Source organism: Holdemania massiliensis AP2, assembly GCF_000327285.1.
Taxonomy (GTDB): domain Bacteria; phylum Bacillota_I; class Bacilli_A; order Erysipelotrichales; family Erysipelotrichaceae; genus Holdemania; species Holdemania massiliensis.
Genome location: NZ_HE998567.1, coordinates 1077210 through 1091626, shown reverse-complemented (window position 1 = coordinate 1091626; position 14417 = coordinate 1077210). Strand labels below are relative to the sequence as shown.

General features: G+C 49.9%; 15 protein-coding genes. 10 read left to right on the top strand and 5 right to left on the bottom strand.

The window, feature by feature from the left end:
* Positions 1-140 precede the first annotated feature (140 nt).
* The 8 genes from BN162_RS18285 to dhaS all read left to right on the top strand — a co-directional run bounded on the left by BN162_RS18285 (position 141) and on the right by dhaS (position 7572).
* On the top strand, positions 141-407 hold the full coding sequence (locus BN162_RS18285; protein ID WP_081587823.1) for a DUF4143 domain-containing protein: 267 nt from the start codon (positions 141-143) through the stop codon (positions 405-407).
* A 412-nt stretch (positions 408-819) separates the two neighbouring features.
* Positions 820-1497 carry an RpiB/LacA/LacB family sugar-phosphate isomerase gene (locus tag BN162_RS05115; protein ID WP_020224012.1) on the top strand — a complete coding sequence of 226 codons (678 nt, stop codon included), beginning with the start codon at positions 820-822 and terminating at the stop codon, positions 1495-1497.
* Position 1498: 1 nt separating this feature from the next.
* A complete protein-coding gene (locus BN162_RS05110) occupies positions 1499-2563 on the top strand; it encodes an iron-containing alcohol dehydrogenase family protein (RefSeq protein WP_020224011.1) in 1065 nt (354 codons plus the stop codon).
* 63 nt (positions 2564-2626) lie between these two features.
* Entirely contained in the window at positions 2627-3709 is a 1083-nt protein-coding gene (gene uxuA, locus BN162_RS05105) for a mannonate dehydratase (protein ID WP_020224010.1), read from the top strand.
* Positions 3700-5307 (top strand): mannitol dehydrogenase family protein, encoded by a 1608-nt coding sequence (locus tag BN162_RS05100; RefSeq protein WP_020224009.1) that lies wholly within the window; start codon positions 3700-3702, stop codon positions 5305-5307. The genes uxuA and BN162_RS05100 overlap by 10 nt, the downstream gene beginning before the upstream one ends.
* 79 nt (positions 5308-5386) lie before the next feature.
* Positions 5387-6154, top strand: coding sequence for a 2-dehydro-3-deoxy-D-gluconate 5-dehydrogenase KduD (gene kduD, locus BN162_RS05095; RefSeq protein WP_020224008.1), 768 nt, complete (start codon positions 5387-5389; stop codon positions 6152-6154).
* Between the two features lie 130 nt (positions 6155-6284).
* Positions 6285-6740, top strand: a complete 456-nt coding sequence (locus BN162_RS05090; protein ID WP_020224007.1) for a hypothetical protein — start codon at positions 6285-6287, stop codon at positions 6738-6740.
* Between the two features lie 274 nt (positions 6741-7014).
* Positions 7015-7572: a dihydroxyacetone kinase transcriptional activator DhaS gene (dhaS, locus tag BN162_RS05085; RefSeq protein WP_020224006.1), complete on the top strand. Its 558-nt coding sequence runs from the start codon at positions 7015-7017 to the stop codon at positions 7570-7572.
* Between the two features lie 13 nt (positions 7573-7585).
* Here the strand turns inward: dhaS and BN162_RS05080 are convergent, their stop codons facing one another.
* The 3 genes from BN162_RS05080 to BN162_RS05070 all read right to left on the bottom strand — a co-directional run bounded on the left by BN162_RS05080 (position 7586) and on the right by BN162_RS05070 (position 9252).
* On the bottom strand, positions 7586-7819 hold the full coding sequence (locus tag BN162_RS05080) for a hypothetical protein (protein ID WP_020224005.1): 234 nt from the start codon (positions 7817-7819) through the stop codon (positions 7586-7588).
* A gap of 196 nt (positions 7820-8015) precedes the next feature.
* Positions 8016-8930, bottom strand: a complete 915-nt coding sequence (gene trxB / locus BN162_RS05075) for a thioredoxin-disulfide reductase (protein WP_020224004.1) — start codon at positions 8928-8930, stop codon at positions 8016-8018.
* A gap of 1 nt (position 8931) precedes the next feature.
* A complete protein-coding gene (locus BN162_RS05070; RefSeq protein ID WP_020224003.1) occupies positions 8932-9252 on the bottom strand; it encodes a thioredoxin family protein in 321 nt (106 codons plus the stop codon).
* Positions 9253-9415: 163 nt separating this feature from the next.
* Between BN162_RS05070 and BN162_RS05065 the strand changes: the two genes are divergently transcribed.
* On the top strand, positions 9416-10315 hold the full coding sequence (locus BN162_RS05065; protein WP_020224002.1) for a mechanosensitive ion channel family protein: 900 nt from the start codon (positions 9416-9418) through the stop codon (positions 10313-10315).
* A gap of 67 nt (positions 10316-10382) precedes the next feature.
* Entirely contained in the window at positions 10383-12428 is a 2046-nt protein-coding gene (locus tag BN162_RS05060; protein ID WP_020224001.1) for an alpha/beta hydrolase family protein, read from the top strand.
* Positions 12429-12924: 496 nt separating this feature from the next.
* Here BN162_RS05060 and BN162_RS05055 read toward each other — a convergent pair whose 3' ends face one another.
* Positions 12925-13410 (bottom strand): GNAT family N-acetyltransferase, encoded by a 486-nt coding sequence (locus tag BN162_RS05055; RefSeq protein ID WP_020224000.1) that lies wholly within the window; start codon positions 13408-13410, stop codon positions 12925-12927.
* Positions 13410-14417: NAD(P)H-hydrate dehydratase (locus BN162_RS05050; protein WP_020223999.1), on the bottom strand; the 1008-nt coding region annotated here is incomplete at its 5' end. The genes BN162_RS05055 and BN162_RS05050, both read right to left, overlap by 1 nt.

Sequence of the window (14417 nt, the reverse complement as noted above, 5' to 3'; positions counted from 1 at the left end):
CTCCAACTCGATTTTCCATATTTGATTTGCTTAGAATTTTTGGGTAAAGTAAAGTTAGTCTTAGAAATTATCGAAAGAAAGTGCTGGTATGTATATTCGCCAAGACGATCGGCGTTTCCTTGCCAACCGCCAAGTCTTAGATATCAATTTTAGAACGGTCAGGGGTAATTTCTATTTTGCGGCCCTATTCTTCCAATATTTCTAAACAGTTGGTTAAAACTTTGAAAGTTTATTTTATGGACACAGGTCTGGCAGCGTATTTATGCCGGTGGCCCAATGCTGAAACTTTGGCGAATGGAGCGATGGATGGCGCCTTCTTTGCAACCTATGCTGTAACGGAAATTGTTAAGAGTTATTACAATGCCGGCAAGCCAGTAGATTTGTTTTATCTATCGGGATATGGATAAGAAAGAAATCGACCTGCTTGTTGTCAGGGGAGATAAGAGCACGGCCATCGAGATTAAAAAGGAGAAGGAGCCCGCATAACCAGATAAGAATTTTCAAGTTTTGCAGCAATTTTATCTCGATGTCCAGTCTGGGATCATTCTTTGCCTGAGCGATGAGCTGATTCAATGAATCGCCAGTCTTAGTACTGTCCGGTATCGGTATTGTAGCAGGAAATTCCAGCTGGGGAGGTGTTTGATCGTTCATGGAAATAAGGATTTTGGATCCTTCGTTTTGACAGTTGGATAAACGACAATTTACCACATTAAAATGACGAGGATTGATAATCCCGCACGAATCGTTTATGATACTTTTATAGACAGGAACAGGAAAACCAATGTTCCTGTTAAAAAGAAGAAAAGGAGAAACACACACATGAAAATTGCATTAATGAATGAATTCAGCCAGGCTCCAAAGAACACGATTATTCTGGAACAGCTGAAAGACGTCGTCGAACCGATGGGCCATACCGTCTATAACACCGCGATGGCAAAACCGCTGCTGGACAAGGATGTTCCGGAAGCGTATACGGAAGAAAATCCGCGCTTAACTTATCTGCATCTGGGCATTCAAGCCTGCCTGCTGCTCAACAGCGGCGCAGTGGATTTCGTCGTCACCGGCTGCGGCACAGGCCAGGGTGCGCTGATGTCGCTGAATGCCTATCCGGGTGTTGTCTGCGGCTACTGCATCGAACCATCGGATGCGTATCTGTTCTTGCAGATCAACAATGGCAACGCACTGTCGATTCCATATGCCAAAGGCTTCGGCTGGGGCGGTGAACTGAACATTCACACGATTTTTGAGAAAGCCTTTGGTTCTCCGAAGGGCATGGGTTATCCGAATGAACCAGGCCGCAAAGAATCGCAGAACCGCAATGCAGCACTGTTGAATGAAGTCAAGGCTGCTGTAGGCAAGCCGGTTCTGGAAGGCTTAAAGGCTTTGGATCAGAACATGGTGAAGGAAGCCCTGACTCAGCGTTTCCAGGACTGCTTCTTTGCCGGCTGCCAGAATGCTGAGCTGGAAGCTTACGTTCGTGAAGTCTTAGGCAAATAACATGAAAAAGGTGACCCTTCCACGCTACACGATCGGCGCGGATGCGCTAAAGGATCTTGAACATGTCGTTTTGCCGTATGGCCGCAAGGTGGCACTGATTCATGGTGAAAAAGCTTATGCCGCATGCAAAGCCTTGTTGATTCCAGCATTGGGTTCATTGGAAGTCGTCAAAGAAGTCGTTTATGGCCATGAAGCGACGTATGAGAATGTGGCCAAACTGACTCAGGACGAGGATGTTCAGCGTGCGGATGTCTTGGTTGGCATCGGCGGCGGCAAATGCCTGGATACGGTTAAGCTTGTCGGCGATCAGCTGGATAAACCAGTTGTTACGATTGCGACGATTGCTTCGACCTGTGCCGCGGTCACCAAGATCAGCATCCTCTATAACGCTGACGGTTCGTTTAAGGATATTCCGAAGCTGAAATCCGCTCCGGTGCACTGCCTGATTCCCACCTCAGTGATTGCCGAAGCCCCGATCCAATACTTGTGGGCCGGGATCGGTGATACGATGGCGAAGCATGTGGAATGTACGTTCTCAGCCCGAAATGATCAGCTCGATTATGCCAGTGAATTAGGTCGAACGATCAGTGCGATGTGCTTTGAGCCGGTGATTGCCCATGGTGCCAGCGCCCTGCAGTCCGCGAAGAAGCAGGAAGTCAGCGATGATCTGGAACAGATCATCCAGAACATTCTGATTTCTACCGGCAGTGTATCGCTGTTGGTGCATCCGGATTACAATTCGGCATTGGCGCATGCGCTGTTCTATGGACTGACGGTTCGCGAGCATATCGAGAAAAAGCATCTGCATGGCGAGGTCGTTTCTTACGGCACGCTGGTTCAGCTGATGATGGACGGCCAGATGGATATGCTGAAAAAAGCCTACGCCTTCCATCGTCAGATCGGTCTGCCGGTTTGTTTGGCTGATCTGGAGCTGACGATCGAGGATCCGCTGTGCGATGTGCTGGAAATGGCGGAAAAGAATCAGGAACTAAATCATGTTCCATATCCGGTGACGCAGGCCTTGATCCGTAAGGCGATTGAAGATCTTGAACAGTACGCCGGCTGAATAGTCTGCAAACAAAGGGACAAGCCGTCCCTTTTCTTTTATAAAGAAGGAGGAATAAGATCTATGGAAATGACATTACGGTGGTATGGCACCGGTTATGATTCAGTCACATTAAAACAAATCCGTCAGATTCCAGGCGTCAGCGGCGTCATCACTACGCTCTATGATACGCTGCCAGGTGAAATCTGGACGCCGGAAAGAATTGCGGCGATGAAGCAGGAGGTTGAGGCTTCTGGACTGCGCGTCAGCGGTATTGAAAGCGTCAATGTGCACGATGCGATCAAGGCCGGAACCGCTGAGCGCGATGAAATGATCGATCACTATATCCAGACATTAAAGAATCTTGGCGAAGCCGATATTCACATGGTTTGTTATAATTTTATGCCGGTATTTGACTGGACAAGAACTGAACTGGCACGTCAGCGGGCTGATGGGTCAACGGTTTTGGCGTATACCCAAAAAGCCGTCGACGCACTGAATCCGGAAAAAATGTTTGCCTCGATCGGCGCGGATACCAACGGCTTTATTCTGCCGGGTTGGGAACCGGAGCGGATGGCGCGGATTCAGGAGCTGTTTGAGCTGTACCGCAGTATTGATGAAGAACAGCTGTTTGAAAATCTCAGAATCTTTTTGGAAGCGATCATGCCGGTTTGTGATCGGTACAATATCAATATGGCGATTCATCCGGATGATCCAGCCTGGAGCGTTTTCGGTCTGCCGCGGATCATCATCAACGAAAGCAACATTCAGCGCATGATGAACATGGTCGATAATCCGCATAACGGCGTGACGTTCTGTTCCGGGTCTTACGGGACAAACCTGGAAAATGATCTGCCGCACATGATCCGATCGCTCAAAGGCCGGATTCACTTTGCGCATGTCCGCAATCTGAAATTCAATTCACCGGATGATTTTGAGGAAAGCGCGCATCTGTCCAGCGACGGCAGCTTTGATATGTATGAGATCATGAAGGCTTTGTACGATATCGACTTTGACGGCCCGATTCGGCCGGATCATGGCCGGATGATCTGGGATGAAAAGGCGATGCCGGGTTATGGACTGTACGACCGGGCTTTAGGCGCAACTTATCTCAACGGTCTGTGGGAAGCGATTGTTAAAAGTGAGGCGAAACACAGATGCGATTAACTGATGAAGGGCTGAAAGACCGTCAGGTCTGGCTGAAGCAGGGCTATGCGCTGCCGGAGTTTGATCGTGAGTCCCTGCGTCAGGCAACTTTGAAGACTCCTCGCTGGATTCATTTTGGCGCCGGCAATCTCTTTCGGGCTTATCCGATGATGCTGATGCAGAAGTTGTTGAATGCGGGACTTGCAGCGGAAGGTCTGATCGCGGCGGAGGGCTATGATGATGAGATTGTTGACAAGATGCTTAAGCCGCACGATGAGCTGAATATCCTGGTCACGCTGAAAGCCTCAGGCAGCGTGGAAAAAACCGTTATCGGCAGCCTGGCCGCGGCCTTGAAGCTGAATCCGGACAGTTCGGATTTCACGGTGTTATCGCATTTGTTTCAGCAGCCCAGCCTGCAGATGGCCAGCTTTACGATCACGGAAAAAGGCTATCGTGTCAGTGATGAAAACGGAGAAATCCTGCCGGAGATCATTGCTGAATTTAACCGTCAGCCGCAGGCTACCCGCAGCTATATTGGACGGGTCGCCGCGCTGCTTTACTGCCGTTACCAAAACGGGGCGCTGCCGATCGCGATGGTCAGCATGGATAACTGTTCGCACAATGGTGAAAAATTGAAAAAAGCGATGGTGACGCTGGCCGAAGGCTGGGTCAGATCGGGTCAGGTAGAGCCGGGCTTTCTGGATTATGTGCAGGATGAACAGCGCGTCAGTTTCCCATGGACGATGATCGATAAGATTACACCGCGGCCTGATCCGACGATTGAGGAAAGGCTGCGGCAGGATGGACTGGAACAGGCAGAACCAATCATAACCTCCAAGCACACCTACATCGCGCCGTTTGTCAACGCTGAAGAATGCGAATATCTTGTGATTGAGGATCGCTTTCCAAACGGCCGGCCGCCGTTAGAAAAAGCCGGCGTGATGTTTGCGGATCGGCAGACCGTTGAAAAGGTGGAACGCATGAAGGTGTCCACCTGCCTGAATCCTGTCCATACCGGGTTAGCGGTGTTCGGCTGTCTGCTGGGATTTACCAAGATCAGTGATGAGATGCAGGATATTGATTTAAATCAGCTGGCCAATCGAATTGGCCGGATTGAAGGCTTGCCAGTGGTCACCGATCCCAAGATTCTCTCACCGCGGCAGTTTTTGGACGAAGTACTGACGCTGCGGATTCCGAATCCGTTTATGCCGGATACGCCGCAGCGGATTGCGACAGATACCTCGCAGAAACTGGGCGTCCGGTTTGGCGAAACGGTCAAGGCCTATCTGAACGAGGGCCGGCCGCTGTCTGATTTAAAAGCGATTCCATTGGTGTACGCTGGATGGTTACGCTATCTGTTGGGGGTGGATGATCAAGGTCAGCCGATGCCGATTAGCCCCGATCCTTTGTTGGATCAGCTCCGAGAACACTTGGCAGGGATTCAGTTAGGTCAGCGTGATCCGCAGCTTGACGGGGTTCGGTCAATTTTGAAGAATCCGACAATCTTTGGTTTGGATTTGGAGATCGCTGGATTAGCGAATCGGATAGAAGCTTTATTTGTGATGATGCTCCAGGCACCGGGGGCAGTGCGAAAGGTGCTGTACGAACAGCTTCAATAAAGTTGTGAAAAAATAAATGAATGATACAAAAGCTGATTTTTGTGCTATTGTTAGAACAGATGAGTGAAGGAGGATGAACATGATTTATAAAGAAGGCTTGCTGGAAGGCAAGGTGGCTCTGGTCACAGGAGCCAACCGCGGTTTGGGTTATGCAATGTGCGTCGGACTGGCGGAAAACGGCGCGGATATTTTCAATATCGGCCATGGCGATGACACCGGAATTCGTGAGGCGATTGAAAAACTAGGCCGCCGTTATCATTATATGAAGGCCGATTTGTCTAAGCCAACTAAAGCTTTGACCGATGAAATCGTTGCGGAAGTCGTCGCGGTTTACGGTCATCTGGATATTCTGCTGAACAATGCCGGGGTCAACCGCCGTGCTCCGTTTTTGGAATATGCCGAGGCGGATTGGGACTACACGCTGAATTTGAATCTGAAACAAGTTTTCCTGCTTTCGCAGAGTGCGGCGAACCAGATGGTGAAGCAGGGAACCCGCGGCAAGATTATCAATATTGCAAGCATGCTTTCCTTTACCGGCGGAATTCTTGTTCCGGCTTATACTGCGAGCAAGTCAGCGATCATGGGGCTGACCAAAGAAATGGCCAACGAATTGTCAAGTCAGGGCATCAACGTCAACGCGATTGCTCCGGGTTATATGAAGACTCCGCTGACGCAGGCCATGCAGGACGATCCAGTTCGCAACAAGGAAGTTCTCGACCGGCTGCCGATCGGCTATTGGGGAGATCCTTCCGTTCTGCAGGGACCGGTGGTTTTCTTAGCCAGTGAAGCTTCTGATTATATCTGCGGCGCAACGATCCCAGTGGATGGCGGCTGGCTGGCACGTTAAGGCTGATCAACAACTCAAAAAGAATGCTGAAGCGGCATGGCTTAGATGCTATGCCGTTTTTATTTTGTCCAAACTGCGATTTGGCGATCAGATCCGACTATGATAAAATGAAAACAAAGAGGGCAGAACAATGAAAAAAACAACTCAGTTAGGCTTTGCCGGAGTCCTTCCGCTGGTCATTGGGAAAGGACTGAGCCTGTTCATGCTTTTACCGATCACCGGGTGGATGCTGCTGCCGATCAGCACAATCCTGTATTTCTTGTGGTACCGTTTGGCTTATCGGCTGTTTGACGAACATCGAAATCTTTTTATTCAATCTTTTCTGATGTGTGTGTTTGGCTTGTTTATGCTGCTGCTTCTGTTATTCCAGGAGTTTGCTGTCGGGCATATGTGGCTGAATATTCTGGGTGTGAGCTGCCAGCTTTACTTTCTGCCGGGTTTATCGATAACTTCCTTTATTTTATCCCCATTTCTTTTTTCCGCAACAGAGGCCGTGCGGTTTTGGCCGCTGTATCTTTGCGAATGGATAATTCTATTTATACTCTGTCAGATTGGCGGTTTGATGAAAAGAAGAGACCGGTTTTAATTTGCTGTATCCAGCTGATTGAATAAAAGTATCGGCAGGGGATGAGTCATGCCTATAATCTCACGCATCGTCGACATCCTCATTTTTATTGCCCGCCTATGACATAAACTCTTCGAGTAATAAAAGCGTGAAATAAATTCTTGGAACGATGATCTTAATTATGAGTCTGTGGAAGGCTTCCTGCTTTTCCTTTTTGCGAAAATAGCTTACAATGATCTTAACGAATAAGCGATTAGCGGTAGGTTTCAAGCAAGCCGAATCCAGGAGGCAAGATATGGCAGATCTGACAAAAAAAGCGATTGCGGAAGGCTTAAAAGAATTATGTCATCACAAAGACTTTAATAAAATATCAGTACGGGATATCACGGAGCAATGCGGACTGAATCGTCAGACATTTTATTATCATTTTCAGGATAAATATGAATTGCTGGACTGGATTTATTATCAGGAAGGTTTTGTTTACTTAGCCAGCGACGTCACGTTTGACAACTGGCACGAACATATGGAAAAGCTGCTTGAAATGATGCGGGAGAATCAGATCTTCTATGAAAATACGATCAGCGCTTCCCCGCAGTGTTTTGAGGACTATCTGTTTCAAATAACCTGCACGCTTTTTGAAGAAGCGATTCGGCGTCTGGACGGCAGTCTGCGGCTGAAGGAAGACGATGTCAAGCTGTATTCCCGTTTTTACAGCTACGGCATGTGCGGCATTATCCGCGACTGGGTTCGCTGTGGAATGAAGGAAAGCCCGAAGTCCTTATCCCTGCGCATCCGTAAATTAGCCAACGACAGTGAGAAGATGGCAAGCCTGCGCTTGCAGGGGCAGTTTTAAGCTAAGAAAAAGGCTAAATCCGTTGGATCAGCCAGTTTGTCGTGTCTTCAATGCTGGTTTTTTTCAAGAGGCTAAAACATTCTTCACTGATTTGGGATCGGTCATATTCAGGCAGATCCTTTTTTTTCAGCGTGCAGGCTAAATCGACAAGATTACGGGCTGTCTGCCGGCCGGATTTGCCGCGGCGCAGCCGATGACGGGCGGCGGTTTCCAACAAGGATTGTTTCAGCTTAGCGTCTAGTGACATTTCCTATCCCTTGCTTTCTGATCTTAGAATAACCGAAGAAAGGATTTTTGCCTATGAGCAGTTTGCGCTTTGTGTCGTAATTTTAGACAGATTTTGAGGCAGCTTGCCTTCACCGGAGGTGAATCAGTTTTGATCTTTCATAAAAAAGGCCGCGGGAAACCGCAGCCTTTTGATTGAGTTAATGCAATCCAGAAGCTTACAAGGAAGCGAGGTATTCTTCAACGTAGTGACTGGCAACGGCGCCGTCGCTGGCCGCCGTAATGACCTGCCGCAGCGCTTTGGTCCGCACATCGCCCACTGCGAAAACCCCCGGCACCGAAGTTCGTGTCGTTTCATCCGCCGCAATGTATCCATGTTCTAATGTCAGCTGACCTTCAAATAAGGCTGTGTTGGGCAGCTGGCCGACTGCGACAAAGACGCCGTCGCAGGCAATTTCCTGCAGTTCGCCGCTGAATTGGTCACGCAGCCGCAGACCGGTGACCTTCTGCTCATGCAGAATCGCATCCACCGTACTGTTCCAAATGAATTCCAGGTTATCGCAGCTCTGCAGCGGATTGAGATAAACCCGATCGGCCCGCAGCGTATCGCGGCGGTGGATCAAAATCACCTTTTCACAAATTCTTGATAGAAACAGCGCGTCCGCCGCCGCGGTGTTGCCTCCGCCGATGACCGCCACGGTTTTGCCTTTGTAAAACATTCCGTCACAGGTTGCGCAATAAGCCACACCCCGTCCGACAAGCGAATCTTCTTCCGCCACACCCAACTTCCGTGCAGAAGCTCCGGTAGCCAGAATGACCGCGTCCGCTGTTAATTCTCGGCTGTCAGTTACGATTTTTTTCGGAACGGCATTCAAATCGACGGAAATCACTTCTTCCAGAAACGATTCAGCCCCGAATCGTTCTGCCTGAGCCTGCATTTTCATCCCCAGCTCGAAGCCGTCGACGCCTTCGTCAAACCCTGGATAATTGTCGATCTGAGAAGTTGTGGCCATCTGTCCACCCGCCGACAGCTTTTCTAAAATAACTGTGCGGAAACCGGCCCGCGCGCAGTACAAGGCCGCGGTATAACCGGCCGGACCTCCGCCTAAAACAGCGACTTGAACATGTTCCATATTAAATTCCCTGCTCTTTCAACCAATTCATAATCGCACCGCGGGAAGGCGGATTGACTAAGGTTGAACCGTTTTTTCCTGCCTGAAACAAGATCAGGGATGGAATGGTGCTGATATCGAAGCGTTCCTCCAGCTCCGGCTGTTCATCAATGTCGACCGTTCCAATCCGCACCTTTCCTTCCAGCTCTTTTTCCAGCTTGGCGATGACCGGGGCTAAGCGCCGGCAGTACATGCACCAAGGTGCCTGAAAATCCAGGATGACGGGCAGCTGAGAGCCCATGACCTCCTGATCGAAATTATCCTTTGTAATCACTGTTGCCATAACGAATCCTCCTTACCTTGATTCTGGTTTCATTATAGGCGCAAAAAACAAAAGAAAACAAGGATTTTGCCTGAGAAGGATCAGAAATCTTTCAATTCAATGAAGAAGGATTGAATAAGCCGGCGAATTTCGTTAAACTTATCCACATGATAGGGGGATATTCATGACTGGTATTCTAGGTAAAACGATCACTGAGTATTTCAATGGTTTTCTAAGCACGCTCGCAGAGAACAGCGGCCTTTTGTTTTGGAAAGGCGTTGGGATTTTGCTTGTCATTTTAGGCGGCAAGCTGGTGCTGGATCTGATTTCAAGAATGACGGCCAGACAGATCAAAAAATCCGAGGATATGCCGGAAATGCAGGCCCGCCGCGTACAGACGATGATGACGATGACCCGCAGCACATTCCGCTATATCGTTTACGGCATCTGCGCGCTGATGATTCTGGCGCAGCTGGGCTTTGGCAACGCGATCAACAATCTGTTGTTATCGGCTGGGATCGGCTCGCTGGCTTTAGGCATCGGGGCGCAGAGTCTGATTAAAGATGTGGTCACCGGTTTTTTCATGATGTTTGAAAAACAGTTTTCCGTTGGCGATTATGTTAAGCTGGATGATGTTGAAGGGACGGTGACGGCAACCGCCATGCGTGTGACCTATCTGAAAAACTTTGCCGGTCAGCAGATCATCATTCCCAATGGATCGATCGGCCGGGTGATCAATTATTCGCGAACGGATTCGCTGGCAAAAATCACAGTCGGCACGCCGTATGAAGCGGATACGCGGCAGGTTATGGAAGTTCTGGATCAGGCCGTCAAGGCCTATGCCGAAGAAGTGAAGGATATTCTGGTTGAACAGCCGAAAATTCAAGGGATTACCGATCTGGCTGATTCTTCTGTCAATATTACGGTAGTCTGCCGTACCTTGCCGTGCCGTCATTGGGAAGTAGAACGAGGCCTGCGGCTGGCGGTGAAGGAAGCGCTGGATGAAGCGGGTATCGGGATTCCGTATCCGCAGCAGGACATTCATTTGAAAATGGAAAAGAAAGAAGGATCACAACCAAATTGACGCTGCGCCAATGCGGCGGTAAAATAAAAGCAAGGGACTCTTATTGAAGTCAAGGGGGAGAGTAAATATGGCAAAACCTATTCAAATCGATACGTTTAAAACGTATCAGTATCTGTCGGAAGCGGCGTTGTCCGACGATGGAAAGTCCTGTGTTTACGTGCAGAGCCGAAGCAATCCGGAAGGTACTGGCTATGAGCATGATCTGGCCTGCTACAGCTTTGACAGCGGACGCAGTTATTTTCTGACATCCAGTCATTCTGAGCGCAACTTCCTGTTTGAGGATCAGAATCATATCCTATTTCCCGCCGACCGGTCCGGCGAGGATGCCGAAGCGGCGAAAAAGGGAAAAGCGCAGACGACGTTTTACCGCCTGAGTCTGAACGGTGGGGAAGCTCAGAAAGCCTTCACCCTGCCCTGGAAAGTGTCGGCGCTGAAAAAGGTTGATGGGGAAACGCTGGCAGCGCTGGTATCCAAGGATCTCAATGAGCTTCCCCTCGAGGGACTGGAAGGCAAGGCGTTGGATAAGGCTCTGGCTCAGCGGGAAGAAGAAAAAGATTATGAGGTTTTAGACGAGCTGCCGTATTGGTTTAACGGCCGCGGTTTTATTAATAAAAAACGGACTTGGGCAGTTCTGGTCAAGCCGCAAACGGAGTCAGTCCAGATTTTGTCACCCAAATTCATGGATGTAAGACATCTGGAGATCAGCCCGGATCAAACCAAGATTGCGATTGCCGGTCCGGAATTCGACAGCGTCAACAGCCAGACTTCGGTTTTGTATATTGTGGATCGAAACAGCGGTCAGCGGACGACGTTGGTGCCGTCTGGAAAGTGGAACTTCGGCCATCTTGGTTGGCTGAACGATCATCTGTTAGCCCTGACCGCTACCGACTATCAGACCTGGGGTTCCAGCGAAAATGCGAAGCTGTATACCCTCGACTGCAATAGCGGCGAAATGAAGCTGCTCAACGGTGAGGATCTGTCCTGGGGCAGTTCCGTCGGAAGCGATGCTAAACTGTACGGCGGCCGCAGCTGGAAAATTGTCAATGGTGAGATCTGGACGCTTTTAACTTGGGATAATCATTCTGAACTGACCGTATTTGACGCTCAGGGACAGCGCCGGGCATTAACCACGGCAGAAGGTTCAGTTGATTTCTTTGACGTGCAGGCTGGCCGGGTTGTCATCGGTGCGATGCGCGATATGCGGCTGCAGGAGCTGTATGAGCTGAAGGCCGGCGCTGAGATTCAGCTGACACATAGCAATGACGCGGCTTTGGCGGGAAAGTATGTGGCGAAGCCGGAAAAGCTAAGCTTTATTAATGACGGCGTGCGGATTGACGGCTGGGTATTGAAGCCGATTGATTTTGATGAAACAAAGACCTATCCGGCGGTATTAGATATCCATGGCGGACCGAAGGCGGCTTATGGTGAAATCTTTATGCATGAGATGCAGTATTGGGCTTCGCAGGGATATTTTGTCTTCTTCTGCAATCCGCGCGGTTCAGACGGCCGGGGCAATGCTTTCATGGATCTGCGGGGAAAATATGGAACCATTGATTATTCCGATATTATGACCTTTACGGATCGGGTGCTTGCAGCCTATCCGATGATCGATGCCAAGCGGGTAGCGGTTACCGGTGGCAGCTACGGCGGATTTATGACAAACTGGATCATCGGACATACCGACCGCTTTGCCTGCGCGGCCAGTCAGCGTTCGATTTCCAACTGGTTTTCCAAGTCCCTGACAACGGATATCGGCTACTATCACAATATGAGTCAAATGGATTCCACCCCATGGGATAATCCGGAAAAGATGTGGAGCTTCTCTCCGTTAAAATATGCGGATCAGGCGAAAACGCCGACGTTGTTCATTCATTCCGACCAGGATTACCGCTGCTGGATGGCGGAAGGCTTACAGATGTTCCAGGCCCTCAAGCTGCATAACGTGGATTCCCGGATCTGTTTGTTCCATGGGGAAAATCATGAACTGAGCCGTTCCGGCAAGCCGATCCACCGCATTCGCCGACTGAAAGAAATGACGCAGTGGTTTGATCAGTACACCGATCATCTCAGCGTCCTGGATCCGGAAGAGGAAAGGGAAAGCGAAGCGGAATAAACAACGATCATTTCTGATTTGTCAGAAAAATCATCCGCGACTTATTTCATAACCAAAAAATCGAGATAAACAGAAAAAGAGGAATAATCCGGCTGACAACATGGTGCTTGGCCAGGACATTCCTCTTTGTTTTTTGCGGTTTGAGCTTCTAATTGAAGTTGCTCGGATAGAAAGCTTTGATAAAGAATGAAGAAAATTATAAATTAATTTGGCTCAACCCTATCCTATGATTTTAAGAATCAGCTTGATCTGAAACTGTCGGTATTCGAAAGTGCTAAAGCCATTCGATGCAGAACCGTGTCTTTGCGAATGCGCAGAGTTTCGGTTGCTTCTGCGGGATTGCCACTGTATGACGACCTTGTTGGCAAGATAAAAAATGTTCTGTCCCCGCTGTAAATCCGGTTCGATCAGGGAAATGATTCGCTAATCACAATACCCGGACAGCGCACGATCCCTGAAACGGGTAGAATGAAATAAAGCATATTCCGCAGGCTTATTAAAAGACAGCGGTATTTTCCATCCTGGGAAAAGTGAAGCGCATCGTTGTATTGATCAGAATCTGATCCTCACGCTGGATCTTGTTGCGATGCAGAGCCATCCAGCCCTGAGCGCGGAAAAAGGGTTCGGCAGTTAATGAAATATCACTTTCCAAAAAAGCGGCTTTCGCCTTTTGCGCCTGCTCGCTCACAGCCTTGAACAGGGCGGAACCGACGCCCTGCCGCTGAAAATCGGGATGGACATAGAAACAATCCAGCTGGGTCGGACTTTTAAGATTGGCAAAGCCGGCCAGCTGATCGGCAATAAAAGCCCCGATGGTCCAGGTGGACAGAAAACGCTCGGCCCATTGCGGATTCTCTGCGTTTAGAGTCCAAGCGGCACATTGCGCCGGCGTATAATCACGGCCGGCAATTTCAAAAACGCTGCGTTTGAACAGTTCGGTCAGGGCCGGCAGATCCTGACGGGTAATCCGGCGGATTTCCATTAACGCCACAGCTCCTTTTGATGATCCATCAAAAACGCGTCCAGCCCTGCCAGAATTTCCCTGTGATGGATGGTGTACAGGGCGTTTTTTTCAATCGCTTTGTCCGCGGCCTTGCCATGCAGCCAGACCCCACAGCAGGCGGCATCCATCGGGGTTAATCCGCGGGCTGCCAGCGCTGCGATCATGCCGGTCAACAAATCCCCGGATCCCGCTTTGGCCAAGCTGGGATTGCCGGTTTTATTGACGCAGCGCAGACCCTGCGGGGAAACGATCAGCGTGTCCGCGCCTTTTAAGACCAAGGTTACGGAATGCGAAACCGCGTATTCCTCAGCACAGCGAATCCGGTCCGCCTGAATTTCTTCGATGCTGCGGCCGCACAGCGCGCTGAATTCTCCGACATGCGGCGTTAAAATGATCTCACTATGCGGCTGACTCAGCCATTGCGGGTGTTGAGCCAGACTGCGCAGCGCCGCGGCATCCAGAATGACGGGAACTGAGCTGTTTTTCAGCACGATTTCCAATAAGGCGTCAAGCTTTTCAAGATGATCGCAGCCGCTGCCCAAAGCGACGGCTTCGGATTGTCTTAATAGAGCCAGAAAGTCGGCTTCGGACTGAGTTGCCGAATGGAAGACCACATGCGGACAGGCCGCTTGCAGAATGGGATAAATCTGCGGATCCACAACCGCGCGGATCATTCCGCAGCCCATCGCCTGGGCCGCTTCCAGATTAAATTGGGCCGCTCCCGCCATCCACGCGCTGCCGGCGATGACGGTCAGCCGGCCTGTGCTGTTTTTATAATCATTGTCAAATAAACGCGGAAGCAGCCGCGTCACCTGCAGCGCGTCCATCTGAATCCAGCGTGAGGTTTCCGGTTCAGGAAAACCGAGGCTGATCGGGATCAAACGATCCAGCTTCTGATGTTCCCGGCTGAACAAATGCACCGGTTTTAACGCCCCCAGCGCCAAAGTCAGCTCGCTGTGCAAAGCATCCGGATCCCCCAAGCTGTG